Annotated in this window: 10 protein-coding genes; 3 read left to right on the forward strand and 7 right to left on the reverse strand. The window is 60.6% G+C overall.

From position 1 onward, the window contains the following. Positions 1-26: 26 nt before the first annotated feature. From QOL84_RS09635 to QOL84_RS09660, 6 genes are all read right to left on the reverse strand, one after another. Entirely contained in the window at positions 27-2,408 is a 2,382-nt protein-coding gene (locus tag QOL84_RS09635; protein ID WP_283437062.1) for a fimbria/pilus outer membrane usher protein, read from the reverse strand. A gap of 147 nt (positions 2,409-2,555) precedes the next feature. After that, positions 2,556-3,089: a fimbrial protein gene (locus tag QOL84_RS09640; RefSeq protein WP_283437063.1), complete on the reverse strand. Its 534-nt coding sequence runs from the start codon at positions 3,087-3,089 to the stop codon at positions 2,556-2,558. A 313-nt stretch (positions 3,090-3,402) separates the two neighbouring features. After that, positions 3,403-4,119, reverse strand: a complete 717-nt coding sequence (locus QOL84_RS09645; RefSeq protein WP_007913384.1) for an MgtC/SapB family protein — start codon at positions 4,117-4,119, stop codon at positions 3,403-3,405. A 163-nt stretch (positions 4,120-4,282) separates the two neighbouring features. Next, a complete protein-coding gene (mgtA, locus tag QOL84_RS09650) occupies positions 4,283-6,982 on the reverse strand; it encodes a magnesium-translocating P-type ATPase (protein ID WP_283437064.1) in 2,700 nt (899 codons plus the stop codon). Between the two features lie 599 nt (positions 6,983-7,581). Then, on the reverse strand, positions 7,582-8,916 hold the full coding sequence (locus QOL84_RS09655) for a lysine N(6)-hydroxylase/L-ornithine N(5)-oxygenase family protein (protein WP_283437065.1): 1,335 nt from the start codon (positions 8,914-8,916) through the stop codon (positions 7,582-7,584). A gap of 134 nt (positions 8,917-9,050) precedes the next feature. Further along, the gene (locus QOL84_RS09660) at positions 9,051-9,533 is read right to left on the reverse strand and encodes a sigma-70 family RNA polymerase sigma factor (protein WP_129391655.1); all 483 of its coding nucleotides are present in this window, start codon (positions 9,531-9,533) and stop codon (positions 9,051-9,053) included. 324 nt (positions 9,534-9,857) lie between these two features. On the opposite strand from QOL84_RS09660, the gene QOL84_RS09665 reads away from it, so the two are divergent. Genes QOL84_RS09665 through QOL84_RS09675 form a run of 3 tightly spaced genes read left to right on the forward strand, consistent with a single transcriptional unit; the run spans position 9,858 to position 14,409 of the window. Next, a complete protein-coding gene (locus QOL84_RS09665; RefSeq protein ID WP_283437066.1) occupies positions 9,858-11,033 on the forward strand; it encodes an efflux RND transporter periplasmic adaptor subunit in 1,176 nt (391 codons plus the stop codon). Then, positions 11,034-13,007: a MacB family efflux pump subunit gene (locus QOL84_RS09670; RefSeq protein WP_283437067.1), complete on the forward strand. Its 1,974-nt coding sequence runs from the start codon at positions 11,034-11,036 to the stop codon at positions 13,005-13,007. Between the two features lie 7 nt (positions 13,008-13,014). Beyond that, positions 13,015-14,409, forward strand: coding sequence for an efflux transporter outer membrane subunit (locus QOL84_RS09675; protein WP_283437068.1), 1,395 nt, complete (start codon positions 13,015-13,017; stop codon positions 14,407-14,409). A gap of 200 nt (positions 14,410-14,609) precedes the next feature. Here QOL84_RS09675 and pvdP read toward each other — a convergent pair whose 3' ends face one another. After that, complete coding sequence (pvdP, locus tag QOL84_RS09680) at positions 14,610-16,238, reverse strand: pyoverdine maturation tyrosinase PvdP (RefSeq protein ID WP_283437069.1); 1,629 nt, start codon at positions 16,236-16,238, stop codon at positions 14,610-14,612. Positions 16,239-16,361: the final 123 nt, after the last annotated feature.

Here is a 16,361-nt window from a genome sequence, read left to right on the forward strand (position 1 = left end):
GACTCCGAATTCATTGGAAGACGCGGTTACAGACACTGAGCAGGCTTGGCGACGTTGGTCACCACGTCTTCCTCAGGGAGTTTGGCCAGGCTGCATTGGCCGGCGTCATCCCAACGCGCTACCAGTTCAGCCCCTGCCTTGATGCCCAACAGATAAGTGACGCCCGCCTCGCCGACGATGCCCACTTCCTTATTGGTGTTCTTGTCTTGCACCGATGCGCCGAACGGCACCGGTTTACCGTCGGCACGGGTCAACACGACAAACGCGTTATGGCCCTGACCGGTGGAGAAATTGACGTAGCCGATGGCGCCCTCGGTCAGCGCCAGACGCTGGATCGGGTTGGAGACTTCGGTGTTGAGCGGCAGCTTTTCGACGTTGACCCGCGCCTCGTACGCCTGAAACGACGGCAAGCCGTCCATCACCGCGTAGCCTTCGCCGTTGGTGCGGGTTTGGCCGGTGAAAGCCACGTCCGGCACGCCGTCGGTGGACACTAATAAGCGCGTATCACCGTTGGTGCCGTTGCCATGAGCCGACACGCCATAACGGGTGGCGACCAAGGAACTGTCGAGTTCGCCGGTCAGCGAGCGATAAGTGCTGCCATCGGTGGAGGCCGACGCATTGGCGCGGTAACTCGATGCGCGTTTGCCGACATAGGCGTTGACGTAGCGGTTGTCGCCGACGCCGCCATACAGCTGATAATTCACGCCTTCGCCGTCATCATGGCTGTAACCGACACTGGCTGACGAATTGCCGTTACCCGAGCGCTGCAAGTTGCTCGACAGCATCGAGTTGCCGCCCAGAGGCACGGTCACGCCGAGATATATCTGCGAGTCGTTCTGCCGACTGTTCTGGGTCTGGTAGGCCGAGACGTTGACGTTGATGTTCTTGACGTTGCCGAGGGAAAAACTGCGCGCCACGGTCAACCCGAAACGATCGGCGGCGGGCGCATCCCAATAGGTCGAGTGGTCGTAAGAGAAGCTCGTCGACAACCAGGAAAAATGCTTGGCCACGGTCACCGAATAACGCTGTTTTCCCGAGTTCAGCGCATAGGAATCGGCATCGCCGACAAACTGCGAAAAGTTGGTGAAGGTCTTGTCGGAAAAGCGATAGCCCAAAAAACGCAGGTCGGTGCCGATGGCATCGAAACGCTTGGAATAGTTGATCCGGTAGGAGTTGCCGACCACGGTTTCGCCGCTCCAGCGCAGCTTGGCCCGGGAGTTTGTGACATCCCCCGACACCGCGCCGAAGACGCCGAGATCCTTACCGATACCGATCGCGTTGGACTGGTAACCCGCAGCGCCGAGCATGCCGCCGTACACCGTCCAGTCTTTCGCCAGACCGTAGGCCGCCTCCGTCGCCACGAATTCTGGCTCAGTGCCGCCATTGCCGGTCAGGCGCGGCTGACCGGCGGACACCTTGTAGCGCAACTCACCTTCACGGGACAGAAACGGCACGGCGGCGGTGGCCACGGTGAACGTCTGCTCGGTGCCGTCCTCTTCGCGCACGGTCACGTCCAGAGTGCCTTGCACGCTGCTGTTGAGATCCTGAATGCTGAATGCGCCCGGCGTCACCGTGGTCGAGTACAACACGCGGCCCTGTTGGGACACGGTGACGGTCGCGTTGGTGCGCGCAACGCCACTGATCAACGGCGCATACCCGCGCAGGTTCGGCGGCAACATGCGGTCATCGCTGCTCAGGGTCGCACCGCGCAGGGCGAAGGTGTCGAACACGTCGGAGTTCAGATAATCCTCGCCTACCGACAGCTTCGAACGAATCGATGGCAACGCCCGATAGGCGTACAAACGGTTCAACTGGAACGCTTCGCCGTGGGAATCATGGCTCTGGCTACCGGACTCCTGGCGCGCCTGATAATCGGCGCGAATACGCCAGGCATCGAGGTTGATCCCCGCTGTGCCGTAGCTCTGTAATGAACGCGAATCGCCGGACGGCGTATTGGTTTCACGGCTGTTGGCGATCACTCGGTAGTCGAGCAATGCGCCGTTGAGCCCGTCGCTCCAGGCGGCGGGCGGAATGTAGTTGGGGTCGTCATATTCGAAGGTGGCCTGCGGCAGACTGATCGACAGGCGCCCAAGGTTTTTCATGTACTTGATCGACGCATTTTCAATGCCGCGCAGATCCACGCATTGACCGTCAGCCAGACGCGGCAGGTTTTCCAGCAAAGCAGGCTTGAGACCAAAGGTCGCCACCAGGTCTGCGGGCAGACAGGCGTAACTTTCATCCGCTTTATCACCGGCCTTGAACTCGATCGAGCGCGAGCCGAAGTAACGCTGGTTAACGGTAATGTCCAGCAAGTAACGGCCAGGCACAGTGTATTGGGCATGGGCAAACTGTCCGAGACTGATATCGTCATTTTTATCGATATTCAGGAACTCCGAATTAAACTCCACGGCGTTTGAATAACGCGCACAGGAGATCAACACGCAAGACACGAAAAGTTTTCGGCCGTACACGGTAAATAGCCTTTATCAGAACTTTGACGAAAAAGAAAAAAGGGGCTTTCACCCCTTTTTCTTACAACTTGCGATACTGCGGTATCAGTTGTAGGCCACGGTGAAGTTGGCAACGCTGTCTGCTTCACCGGTGGTGACGGTCGCAGCGGTGGCTTCGTACATGGCGGCGAAGGTCACGGTGTTGTTGCCGTTTTGCAGCACAACCGGAGCGACCTGCTCGGTGCCGTTGTCGAGCATTTCGCCGGCGCTGGCCTGCAGACGGATGCCGACGTTCTGCGCCAGACCGGTGGTGGCGAACAGGCCCGGAACCGCTGGATCCTGCACACCGCTGAAGGTGAAGCGCGCGTTCTTCTGGGTGGTGGTGTCGCAGTCGGTCAGGATGATGTCGAACTTGACCGGGGTCGAACGGCTGCCGACGGCGGTGAATTGATTCGATGGCACCTGACCCAGGGAAACGGTCTGGTCCAGAGAGCTGGCGTCGATACCGCAGGCGCCGGATACGATTTCACCAATGAAACGCACGGTGCCAGGGTTGCCGGAAGCTGGCGTCGCAGCGTTGGCGAAAGAAGCAAGACCCATGACAACGGTAGCGGCGGTAACAGCGACGATCTTTTTCATGTTTTACATCTCTTGGGATAGTTATTTATTCGGCCCAGCGGCCTGGCTTTCCCAATCACTCATCAACGGCAACAGGTTTATTCGCAACAGCGAACAAACTTCCTCACGAACTCTGCAACCGATGGTCCCCCCCATATATCCGGCCTTTCCTTGCCGAACTTTCCAGGTATCCGTTGCACAGCCGTAAATCCGTAACAAGTCATCAGAACGCCGGGCATCTCTGCTCCGGAACAAATAGTGATCGAGACCCAAGGCTGAAAATGTAAGTTCTTTCTTGCCGCCTTGTAGGACAATTCTCAGCAACCGAGAAATATCATTCCGTGGTACTCGGACTCCAGAACGCCTGCACCACCAATGCCGACGTCGAGATCCGCGCCACCAGTGCGTCGAGTTCATCGCCATCGACCGAGGTGGTCGCCAGCGTGGCTTCAATCTCGATTTCATCGGCGCCGAAGGCATGCACGTCGACATCGCTGGCCGGGTAGTTGCTGCGTTCCAGTTCCGCTTCGAGCAGGGCAAACACAGCGGTTTGCTGTGAGCGACGGGCGATGACGTAGACGATGTTGGTGACTTCCGCCGAGACCACGTCCAGTGGCTGACGGTTGATGTTGTTGACGATCGGCCGCAGCAAGGTATTGGCAGCGAGGATGAACAGCGTGCCGAGCACGGCTTCTGCGAGCAGGTCGGCACCGGCACAGGCGCCGACCGCCGCCGAAGTCCACAGGGTCGCGGCGGTGTTGAGGCCGCGCACGTTGCCCTCTTCGCGCATGATCACCCCGGCACCGAGAAAGCCTATCCCGGAGACCACGTAGGCAACCACGCGCACTGCGCCTTCGGCACCGGCGAGACGGTTGGCCATGTCGACGAAAATCGCCGCGCCGACGGCGACCAGTACGTTGGTGCGCAGGCCGGCGGTTCGTTGCCGGTACTGGCGCTCAAAACCGATCAGGCCGCCGAGAATGAAGGCGGCGCTGAGGCTGACGAGGGTGTCGAGCAGCGAATCGAGGTTGAGGTTGTTGATGGCTTGCATCGTCATCTCCTTGAATACACACAAACCCTTCGTCGGGCCTGCTTGAAATTCACTTGAAACACCCATCTCTGTAGGAGCTGCCGCAGGCTGCGATCTTTTGCTGTTGCCTTTTAAAAACAACATCAACAGATCGCAGCCTTCGGCAGCTCCTACAGGGGCAGCATTACTGCCAGCCGAAGCGGCGGATGTAGAAGCCTTTCACCGCCTGGGTCAGCGCCATGTACGCCAGCAGGATCACCGGCAGGAACACGAAGTACAGCGACGGCAGTGCCTGCAGTTTGAAGTAGTGCGCCAGCGGCCCCATCGGCAGGAAGATCCCCACCGCCATGATGATTCCGGTCATCACCAGCAGCGGCATGGCTGCGCGGCTTTGCAGGAACGGAATCTTCGGCGTGCGGATCATGTGCACGATCAGCGTCTGGGTCAGCAACCCGACCACGAACCAGCCGGACTGAAACAGCGTCTGGTGATCCGGGGTGTTGGCATCGAATACGTACCACATCAAGGCGAACGTGGTGATGTCGAAGATCGAACTGATCGGGCCGAAGAACAGCATGAAGCGCCCGACGTCACCCGGCTGCCAGCGTTGCGGTTTTTTCAGCATTTCCTCATCAACGTTATCGAACGGAATCGCAATCTGCGAAATGTCGTAGAGCAGGTTTTGCACAAGCAAGTGCATCGGCAGCATTGGCAGGAACGGAATGAACGCACTGGCGACCAATACCGAGAAGACGTTGCCGAAGTTGGAACTGGCGGTCATCTTGATGTACTTGAGCATGTTGGCGAAGGTGCGCCGCCCTTCGAGCACGCCCTCCTCCAGCACCATCAGGCTCTTTTCCAGGAGGATGATGTCGGCCGCTTCCTTGGCGATGTCCACCGCGCTGTCCACGGAAATACCAATGTCGGCGGTGCGCAGCGCTGGCGCGTCGTTGATGCCGTCGCCCATGAACCCGACCACGTGGCCGTTGCCTTTAAGGATGCGCACGATGCGCTCCTTGTGCGACGGTGTCAGTTTGGCGAAGACGTTGGTGGTCTCTACGGCCACGGCCAGTTCGGCATCGCTCATGCGTTCAACGTCATTGCCCAGCAGCAGGCCTTGTTGCGCGAGGCCGACTTCGCGGCAGATCTTCGCCGTCACCAGCTCGTTGTCGCCGGTCAGCACTTTTACCGCCACGCCATGTTCGGCCAAGGCTTTGAGCGCTGGTGCGGTGCTTTCCTTCGGTGGATCGAGAAACGCCACGTAGCCGATCAGCGTCAGTTCATTTTCATCAGCCAGACTGTAGATTTCCCGACCTTCAGGCATCGAGCGTGCGGCCACGGCCACTACGCGTAAGCCTTCAGCGTTGAATGCTGCGGTGACCTGACGAATCCGGGTCAGCAATTCATCGCTCAAGGCTTCATCGACCTCGCCATGACGCACGCGGCTGCACACCGCCAAGACTTCTTCTACCGCACCTTTGCAGATCAACTGATGTGGCTGGCCACGCCCTTCGACCACCACCGACATGCGCCGACGATTGAAGTCGAACGGGATCTCGTCGACCTTGCGAAACGCCGTGCCGACTTTCAGTTCGCGGTGGATTTCCACGTGTTCCAGCACCGCGACATCTAGCAGGTTTTTCAGGCCGGTCTGGTAGTAGCTGTTGAGATAGGCCATTTCCAACACGTCATCGGAATCGGCGCCCCAGACGTCGACATTACGCGCGAGGAAGATCTTGTCCTGGGTCAGCGTGCCGGTCTTGTCGGTGCACAGCACATCCATGGCACCGAAGTTCTGGATCGCATCGAGACGTTTGACGATGACTTTTTTGCGCGACAGGAACACCGCGCCTTTGGCCAGCGTCGAGGTGACGATCATCGGCAGCATTTCCGGGGTCAGGCCGACGGCAATCGACAGCGCGAACAGCAGTGCTTCCGTCCAGTCGCCCTTGGTGAAACCGTTGATGAACAACACCAGCGGCGCCATGACGAACATGAAGCGGATCAACAGCCAGCTGACTTTGTTGACACCTTGCTGGAACGACGTCACCCCGCGATCAGTAGCGCCAACGCGCTGGGCCAGCGCACCGAAATAAGTGCTGTTGCCGGTGGTGAGAATCACCGCCACCGCCGTGCCAGACACCACGTTGGTACCCATGAACAGGATGTTGTCCAGCTCCAGCGGGTTGCGCGTGTCGCGATCAGCCTGACGCGGAAACTTCTCGACCGGCATTGATTCACCGGTCATTGCGGCTTGGCTGACGAACAGATCCTTGGCGCTGAGTACCCGGCAATCGGCAGGAATCATGTCGCCGGCCGAGAGCACGATCAGATCGCCCGGCACCAATTGCTTGATCGGCAATTCGCTGCGTGGCGCGTCTCGGCGCAGCACCGTCGCGGTGTTGCTGACCATGGCTTTCAGCGCGTCAGCGGCCTGGTTGGATTTGCTTTCCTGCCAGAAGCGCAGCAGCGTCGACAGCACCACCATGGAGAAAATCACCACAGCGGCCTTGAGGTCTTCGGTCAGCCACGAGATCACCGCCAACAGGGTCAGCAGCAGGTTGAACGGGTTTTTGTAGCAGTGCCACAGGTGAATCCACCATGGCAGCGGCTGCTCGTGTTCGACTTCGTTGAGGCCGTATTGCGCACGCAGCGCATCGACTTCGAAATCGGTCAGGCCATCGGAATGCGTGCCCAATGACGACAGCAGCACGCCGCTGTCGCAATGCGCGGCATCGACCAGGGTGTTGGCCAGCGTGGGCGGGACTTCACGGCTGACCGTGGTGTCGTTGATCGATTCCAGCAGCGCCAGGCGACGGAAGTGTCGGGCGATGTGGCGGGTCCGCAGAAAACCTGCGAAGAATTCCTTGAGCGTAAGTTTCATGGCTGTTGCCCCTATGGTCAGCCGGGAAACCGTCAAGCAGGTACGGCCGCGCCTCTGCCGCCGGAAAAACCGGCACGGCAAGGCCTGGCGCGCCGGTCAGAAAAGACAGGCGTGTCGATAGGGCTGCGATCACGACTGTGCAGTCGAAATCACGCTCTGTTCAGCGTCGATGAGAAGGAACGTCCAGACATGGCCCAGGACGGGGCATGCACGGGATGCCGCTGCTCGCTTTTACGGCGAGACAACGACAGAGAAAGTCTGCGCGTTATCTTGCCGAGAATCTGCCGGTTACCGAGACCGGCCGACAACTGTCACTCGAACAAGTACCCACTGTGGGTCTCCGCTATTGATGAAAACGCGCGAAGCTTACGCCCCGATGTCTGGAGAGTAAACCCGCAACAGGCAGTGTGTCGGGGAATGTGGCGGGTGTTCAGGAAGGGTTCAGGATGATCGTTCCCACGCGCAGCAAAGGAATGCAGCCTGGGACGCTCCGCGCCCTATCGAAGGCCGAACGCGGAGCGTCCGTTGAGGCATTCCCACGCAGAGCGTGGGAACGATCTCGATGTAGGAGCTGCCGAAGGCTGCGATCTTTTCGCCTTTTAGCTGGCAGTCGCCAACAACAGATCCGCCATCGACCGATGCCCACGGTTCTTGCCGTGTTCATACAACGAACCGGCAATCTCGTCCGCGCGGATCGGCAACACCGACAGCAGCGTGTCGCTCAGACCATGGCTGGCCTGGCAGAAGCCCTGCATGTAGATGCCGGCCTTGCAGCGCTCGTCGGTGATCAGTTTGTAGTTGCGATCCACTTCGAAGTCGCCGAGGTATTCTTCCAGCGGCGCCAGCAGTTTGCGGTGCATCTGGCGCTCGTAACCGGTAGCCAATACCACCGCATCGTAGTTGCGCACGGTGACTTCGCCAGTGGCGTTATTGCGCACGGCCAGTTCGATACCGTTTTCGGTCGCGGTCGCGCTTTGAACGGTGGTCAGGGTGCGGAACGCGTGACGGGCAACACCCGAGACTTTCTGGCGATAGAAGATCCCGTAGATGCGCTCGATCAGGTCGATGTCGACCACCGAGTAGTTGGTGTTGTGGTACTCGTTGACCAGACGCTCACGCTCGGCGCTGTTCTGCTGGAACACCAGGTCGGTGAACTCCGGCGAGAACACTTCGTTGACAAACGGGCTGTCGTCCGCAGGCTTGAGTGCCGAGCCGCGCAGGATCATGTCGACCTGCACCGACGGGAACGAATCGTTGAGGTCAATGAACGCTTCCGCCGCGCTCTGCCCACCACCGATGATCGCAATGCTCATCGGCTGATTGTTGACGCATGGCTGCTTGGCCATTTGCGACAAGTATTGCGAGTGGTGGAACACCCGGGTGTCACCCTTCAGCGCCTTGAACGCCTCCGGAATACGCGGCGTGCCGCCGGCGCTGACCACCACCGAACGGGTCGTGCGCACATGTTGCAGGCCGTCGCTGCCACGGGAAATAACGCGCAGCGCTTCAACCTGATGGTTGTGCAGCACCGGTTCGATGGTCAGCACTTCTTCGCCGTAACGGCTCTGCTCGGTGAACTGCCCGGCGACCCAGCGCAGGTAGTCGTTGTACTCCATGCGGCACGGGTAGAAGGTGCCGAGGTTGATGAAGTCGACCAGACGGCCGTGGTATTTCAGATAGTTGACGAACGAATACGGGCTGGTCGGATTGCGCAGGGTCACCAGATCCTTGAGGAAGGAAATCTGCAACTCGCTTTGCGTCGACAGGGTGTTGCCGTGCCAGCTGTAGTCAGCCTGCTTGTCGAGGAACAGTACATCCAGCTCGCCATGGGTCGGGCCGCGCTCTTGCAGAGCGATGGCCAGCGCCAGGTTCGAAGGGCCGAAACCGACGCCGATCAGGTCGTGAACGATGGGCGATGCAATTGCCTGAGTCATTTCCAGTGTCCTCTGGATGAACCCCTCAACAAGGGGCAAGGAGAGCCTAAGTGACCTGACCGGCCTTGAGCAGGACAGCAGGTCGTCTGTTGAGTAGGAACGAGGAAAGTGAAATAAAATTTAACGGCGACGGCTCAATGGGCATCCCATTGTTTGATGCGCAGGCGGCAGTGCTTCATCGCGTTGACGATGTGTTTTTCCACCAGCGCCTTGGAGATACCAAGGTGTTCGGCGATCTCCAGATGCGACAAACCTTCGATTTTGCGCAGCAAAAAACTTTCACGACAGGCTGCAGACAATTCGGCCAATGCCCGCTGGAGCATCTCCAGGCGCTGGCCATGATCGAGGGTATTGTGCGGTGACGGGGTGAAATAGCGTTCTTCGCTGTCGAGCACTTCCAGCGATTCGACCTGACGCAGGGCATTGCGCCGATGATCGTCGATCACCAGATTGAGTGCCGTGCGATAAAGAAAGGCCCGGGGCTGCTCGATCGGCGTGTCGCTGGAACGTTCCAGCACACGCAAATAGGCGTCATGCACCACATCTTCGGCAATCTGGCGATTGCCGAGTTTGGCGTTAAGGAAACACACCAACTCGCGATAGTAGTTTTCCAACATGACTCCCGGCCGCAAGACTGCTGCGGTTTATGTCCTTTTTAACCCGATCCGCGATGGCGATTTGGGCAGTAGCACGATAGTGGCAACTTGAGGCGCGTAATTTATAGTAATTCTCATATAGATTTAAAGTGGCGTTTGTCTTTGCCCGATAAATAATGCCGCTCTATACCTGTAACATCCTGTGTCTCCGCTTAAATTCCCCGCGACTTTCATCGTTTACAGGACAGCTCCCCGTGTCTGTCGCTTGCCGCGACAGCGTTCAGCCGCCCCTTTTTTTGCGTGCCACTTGAACGACGGGCCGAATTCCACTGGCCGGAACCCTGCATGAAACGTCCCCGCCCCGCCCGACGCGCGCTGCTCGTAGCCCTTTGTCTGATTCCTGTTGTTGCCTACGCCGCCTGGCAGATCATGCCGCCGGGCCGGGACAAATTCACCACCGTGCAAGTCAGTCGCGGCGACATCGAAAGCAGCGTGACCGCGCTGGGCACCCTGCAACCACGGCGTTACGTGGATGTCGGCGCGCAGGCGTCGGGGCAGATCCAGAAGATCCATGTGGAAGTCGGCGACGTGGTCAAGGAAGGCCAACTGTTGGTGGAAATCGATCCGTCGACGCAGAAAGCCAAGCTCGACGCCGGGCAGTTTTCCATCGAGAACCTCAAGGCCCAGCTGCAAGAGCAACGCGCGCAGCACGAGCTGGCGCAGCAGAAATATCAACGCCAGCAGAACCTGGCAGCCGGCGGCGCGACCCGCGAAGAAGACGTGCAGACCGCCCGCGCCGAACTGAAAGCCACCCAGGCGCGCATCGACATGTTCCAGGCGCAGATCCGCCAGGCCCAGGCCAGCCTGCGCAGCGATCAGGCCGAACTCGGTTACACCCGAATCTACGCGCCGATGTCCGGCACCGTGGTCAACATCGACGCCCGTGAAGGCCAGACCCTCAACGCCCAGCAGCAGACCCCGCTGATCCTGCGCATCGCCAAACTGTCGCCCATGACCGTCTGGGCGGAAGTGTCCGAAGCCGACATCGGCCACGTCAAACCCGGCATGAACGCCTACTTCACCACCCTCAGCGGCGGCAGTCGGCGCTGGGCCAGCACCGTGCGGCAGATCCTTCCGGTGCCACCGAAACCGCTGGACCAGACCAGCCAGGGCGGTGGCAGCCCGAACAGTACGAGCAAGAGCGGCAGCGGCCGCGTGGTCCTCTACACAGTCCTGCTCGACGTCGAAAACAGCGACAACGCGCTGATGGCCGAAATGACCACCCAGGTATTTTTTGTCGCTGGCAACGCCAAGGACGTACTCACCGCACCGGTCGCCGCACTGCACAACGAAGGTCAGGTGGCCGGTAACCAAACCGCGCGGGTCGTGGCGAAGAACGGCGACATCGAGCATCGTCAGGTGCGCACCGGTCTCAGCGACCGCTTGCAGGTGCAGATTCTCGACGGCTTGAAGGAAGGCGATCACCTGTTGATCGGTCCGGCAGAGGGAAGCGGAGGCTAAATGCAAACGCCGCTGATCGACCTCAAAGACATCCGCAAATCCTACGGCGGACAGGACACCCCCAAAGTTGACGTGTTGCGCGGCATCGACCTGTCGATCCACGCCGGGGAATTCGTCGCAATCGTCGGCGCCTCCGGTTCCGGCAAGTCGACGCTGATGAACATCCTCGGCTGCCTCGACCGACCGACCTCGGGCGAATACCTGTTTGCCGGCGAAAACGTTGCGCACCTGAGCAGCGACGAACTGGCCTGGCTGCGCCGCGAAGCCTTTGGCTTTGTTTTCCAGGGCTATCACCTGATTCCGTCCAGCTCGGCCCAGGAAAACGTCGAGATGCCGGCGATCTATGCCGGCACTCCGGCGGCGGCGCGTCATGCTCAAGCGGCCGCGCTGTTGCAACGCCTCGGTCTGGGCGAGCGCACCGGCAACCGACCGCACCAGTTGTCCGGCGGTCAGCAGCAGCGGGTGTCGATCGCCCGGGCGCTGATGAACGGCGGGCACATTATTCTGGCCGACGAACCGACCGGCGCCCTCGACAGCCACAGCGGCAAAGAGGTCATGACCCTGCTCGATGAGCTGGCGAGCCAGGGCCACGTGGTCATTCTCATCACCCACGACCGCGAAGTCGCCGCCCGCGCCAAGCGCATCATCGAAATTCGCGACGGGCTGATCATCAGCGACAGCGCCCGCGACAATCCCGACGCGCAGACCTCGGCCAACCCCGGCGCCTTGCAGGCGGTCGATCTGCGCAAACGCCTCAGCGAAGGCGCCGAAGCCACGGGCGCCTGGAAAGGCGAACTGGTCGACGCCGTGCAAGCCGCGTGGCGGGTGATGTGGATCAACCGTTTCCGTACCGCGCTGACGTTGCTCGGCATCGTCATCGGCGTGGCGTCGGTGGTGGTGATGCTCGCCGTCGGCGAAGGCAGCAAACGCCAGGTCATGGCGCAGATGGGCGCATTCGGTTCGAACCTGCTCTACCTCAGCGGCGCTTCGCCCAACCCGCGCACGCCACTCGGGGTGATCACCCTTGATGACGTCGCCGCGCTGAAGACCCTGCCGCAAGTCAAACGGATCATGCCGGTGGCCGGTGCCGAGGTGGCGGTGCGTTTTGGCAACGTCGACCAGAGCGCCTACGTCGGCGGCAACGACACCAATTTCCCGAGCATCTTCAACTGGCCGGTGATTCAGGGCAGCTACTTTACCGACGCCGACGAGCGCAACGCCGCCGCAGTGGCGGTGATCGGCACGAAGATTCGCGACAAGTTGCTCAAAGGCGTCAGCAACCCGATCGGCCAATACATCCTGATCGAGAACGTGCCGTTCCAGGTGGTCGGCGTGCTCGCCGAAAAAGGCTCCAGTTCCGGCGATCAGGACAGCGACAACCGTATCGCCGTGCCCTACTCCGCCGCCGCCATTCGCCTGCTCGGCGGGCACAATCCGGAATATGTGGTGATCGCCGCCAGCGACGCGCGCAAGGTCAAAGAGGCTGAACTGGCCATCGACGAACTGATGCGCCGCCTGCACAACGGCAAACACGATTACGAGCTGACCAACAACGCCGCGATGATCCAGGCCGAAGCGCGCACGCAAAACACTCTGTCGCTGATGCTCGGCTCGATTGCCGCCATCTCGCTGCTGGTCGGCGGCATCGGCGTGATGAACATCATGCTGATGACCGTACGCGAACGCACCCGCGAGATTGGTATTCGCATGGCCACCGGCGCGCGGCAACGCGACATCCTGCGCCAGTTCCTCACCGAAGCGGTGATGCTGTCGGTGGTCGGCGGGCTGGCCGGTATCGCTTTGGCGCTGCTGGTCGGCGGTGTGCTGATTCTCAGCGAAGTCGCCGTCGCTTTCTCCCTGATGGCTGTGCTCGGCGCTTTCGGCTGTGCATTGGTCACCGGTGTTGTTTTCGGCTTCATGCCCGCTCGCAAAGCTGCCCGGCTCGACCCGGTCACGGCCCTTACCAGTGAATGATCGATCTATGAAACCGCGTCTCAGCTTCTTGACCGTGTGCCTGCTTCTCAGCGCTTGCGGCAGCCCCGCCCAGCGCCCGGAGAGCGGCCTGCAGCCTCCCGCCAGCTGGCAAACTGCGCACAGCGACAATGCCAGCCGCAACGACGTGCGCTGGTGGACGCAGTTCGCCAGCCCAGAGCTCGATAGCTTGATCGAACAGGCTCGCGCCGGCAGTTTTGACCTCGCGGCGGCCGTCGCGCGGGTTCGCCAGGCGCAGGCTACGACAGTGATTGCCGGCGGCTCGCTGCTGCCGGAGGTCAAGGCCGGAATGAACGCCAACCGCCAGAAGTTAATGCGCGGCAGCGGCTATAGCCAACTGGACGCGGACAGCAGCAACAAGGCGGTGGATTACTTCGATGCCAACCTCAATGCCAGTTACGAAATCGACTTCTGGGGCGGCCAGCGCGCCAGCCGCGACAGCGCACAATCGAGTTTGCGTGCCAGCCAATTCGATCAGGCCACGGTGGAGCTGACGCTGCTCAGCAGTGTCGCCAACAGCTACGCGCAAACGCTGTCGCTGAATGAGCAAAGCCGAATCGCCGAACTCAATCTGACCAACGCACTGAGCGTTTTGAAATTGGTGCAGACGCGCTTTGATTCCGGTTCCGCCACCGCGCTGGAACTGGCGCAACAGAAGAGTCTGGTGGCGGCGCAGCAACGCCAATTACCGCTGGTTCAGCAACAGGCGCGGGACGCCAGAATCAGCCTCGCCGCCCTCCTCGGCCGCCCCGTGCAGGAACTGCCGGTCAGCGAGGAAAACTTTGCCCGACTGCAATGGCCGGTGATCGGTGCCGGGGTGCCCAGCGAGTTGCTCAACCGCCGCCCGGACATCGCTCGCGCCGAAGCGCAACTGGCCGCCGCCCGCGCCGACGTCACCGTGGCCCGGGCAAAGATGCTGCCCAGCGTCACCCTCAGCGCCGAACTGGGTTCCGGCTCCGACCGTTTCAGCGACATGCTGCGCAGCCCTTTCTATAACCTCACGGCCGGGCTGGTAGCGCCGATCTTCAACAACGGTCGCCTGAGCGCCGAACGCGACAAGGCCAGCGCGCGTCAGGAGGAACTGCTGCAAGATTATCGGGGCGCGATCATCAACGGCTTCGCCGACGTCGAAAAAGCCCTCAGCAGCATTCGCGGTCTCGACGAACAACGCCAGTGGCAGACCGAAGAACTCAATCAGGCGCAGACCGCTTTCAACATCGCCCAGAGCCGCTATCAGGCCGGCGCCGAAGATTTGCTGACCGTGCTGGAGACCCAGCGCACGCTGTATGCCGCGCAGGACCTCAACGTGCAACTGCGGCTGTCGCGCCTGCAGGCGAGCATTGCCTTGTATAAAGCTTTGGGCGGCGGCTGGCAAACCCTCTAAGCCAAAATCCAGGCACTACAAACCCACAACCACAAACCACAAAACCCCAACCACAAACCCCAACCACAAACCCCTGTAGGAGCTGTCGAGTGCAACGAGGCTGCGATCTTTTGATCTTGGCGGTTAAGTCAAGATCAAAAGATCGCAGCCTCGTTGCACTCGACAGCTCCTACAGTTCCTACATTTCATACAGGGATGTATCAGGTCTCGCGGGTTTTTACCTTGAGGTGGCGCGCATACCATGGCCGTTTCGGCACTCGGCGGAATAATCCGGCGAGGACTTTTTCGTCTTCGCTGAAGGTGATGCGCAGTGCCAGCTTCATGGTTTCCGGGTCCATTTCCATCGACTTGCCGACCTGCAATCCCGGCACTGTGCTGCAGCCGTGCGTGACTGGCCCCAGCCACGGATCATCGACCTCGACCCATCGCCCCGGCGCAAACCAGGCCACGCCGTTGACTTCCTGCCGGCTGACTTCACCCGGATGAAAACGCTCATGCGCCTTGAACCAGTCTTCGAGGCGGTCATCGATCCAGCCATGGAAATGCCAGAACACCGGGTTCACATGGGAGGAAAACGGGTCGCCGAGAAAGTCGTTTTCAGCCGCGTACCAACGTGCGGAAAAGTCCGCCGGATCACGCGCGAATGGCACCGGCTGGCCGTTCGACGGATCGCGCGGCACCGACGCCCAGCGCATGTGCAGCCAGTCGTGCAGACCCAGTTCCATCTCCGAGCCCAACTGGCCGAGGGTCAGTTTCGCCAGATAACGCGGGTCGCGATATTGCGATTCCCAGACCTCGAAGTTGCTGTGATAGGTCTCGGCGGTCTTGATGTCGCTGACCCACTGGGTGTAGTCGGCGTCATCGCTGGCCAGCCAGGTGGGCGGCAAGGCGTAGCCGTCATGATTATCGAAATAACGCGCGAAGCCCTGGCGATCGCGCTCAAGCGCAGGCTGCGGCATCGGGAATTGCGGCCATGACGGCAGCGCCTGCATCGAACGCGCCGTCCCGAGCATGTGCCGGTGCATGAAGAAAAAGTCGATGCCCGAGCCATTGCGATCCTTGCGCGGTCCGCGCGCATCACGCTCCTGGTCACGCGGGCCGGGCTGCCAGCCGATACCGCGCAGGGCATCACGCTTGTCTTCGGGCAAGGTGTGCCATTTGTCTCGCGAGGCATGCCAGAGCTGGTGGAACAGACGATGTTCGGGGGAGATCAGCCAGGCCAGCAAGGTCGGATTGAGACCGATGCGTTGCCGCGCTTCGGGGAACAATTGCTTGTGCGCGACAAAGCGGTTGTTCTGCTCCGGCAGGCCGAGCGGCCGATCAAGGCGCAAAATACGCCCGCTGAGGGTGCCACTGCCGGCATTGCCGAAATCGGCCCAGACTTCATCGAGGACCACGGCCAACTCGTACGTCGGCGCACCGTCGGCCGCCTGCGAGTCGATCAGCCGCCAATACAACTCAGAGGGTTTGGCCTGCACCAGGTCGCCGATGATCCGGTAACGCGGTTCGGCGTCGCCACGCAGGTTTTGCGCGGTATCCACGTAGCCGCGCAGACCGCGTCCGCGCTGGGCAATATCCAGAAACAGTTCCAGCCCTTGCAGCGGCAAATCGTCGAGGCCGATTTGTGCCCCTTCAAAGCGAATGCTCCAGACCCCGCGCAAGGCGTTGGCCAATTGTTGCCCGGCAGTGTCCGCCAGATCGACCGTGGCTTCGCCGGGAGTGATCGTCGGATCCGGTCTGGTCCATTCGCGATGCCCGTAAATAGCGGCCGGCACGGCAGCGCCGGTCAGCGCCAGGCCTGCCATGAACCATCGTCGAGAAATCTTCATTGCCCTACCTGTGTCAGCCATGAAGCAGGCTTTATCCAAGCTAGAACGTTTGTTGCACGGGCAAATTTACGTTGGGGTCTTGAAAAGATCGCAGCCTGCCGCAGCGCCTACACGCGGGGATCT

The organism is Pseudomonas helmanticensis (genome assembly GCF_900182985.1).
Classification (GTDB): Bacteria; Pseudomonadota; Gammaproteobacteria; order Pseudomonadales; family Pseudomonadaceae; genus Aquipseudomonas; species Aquipseudomonas helmanticensis.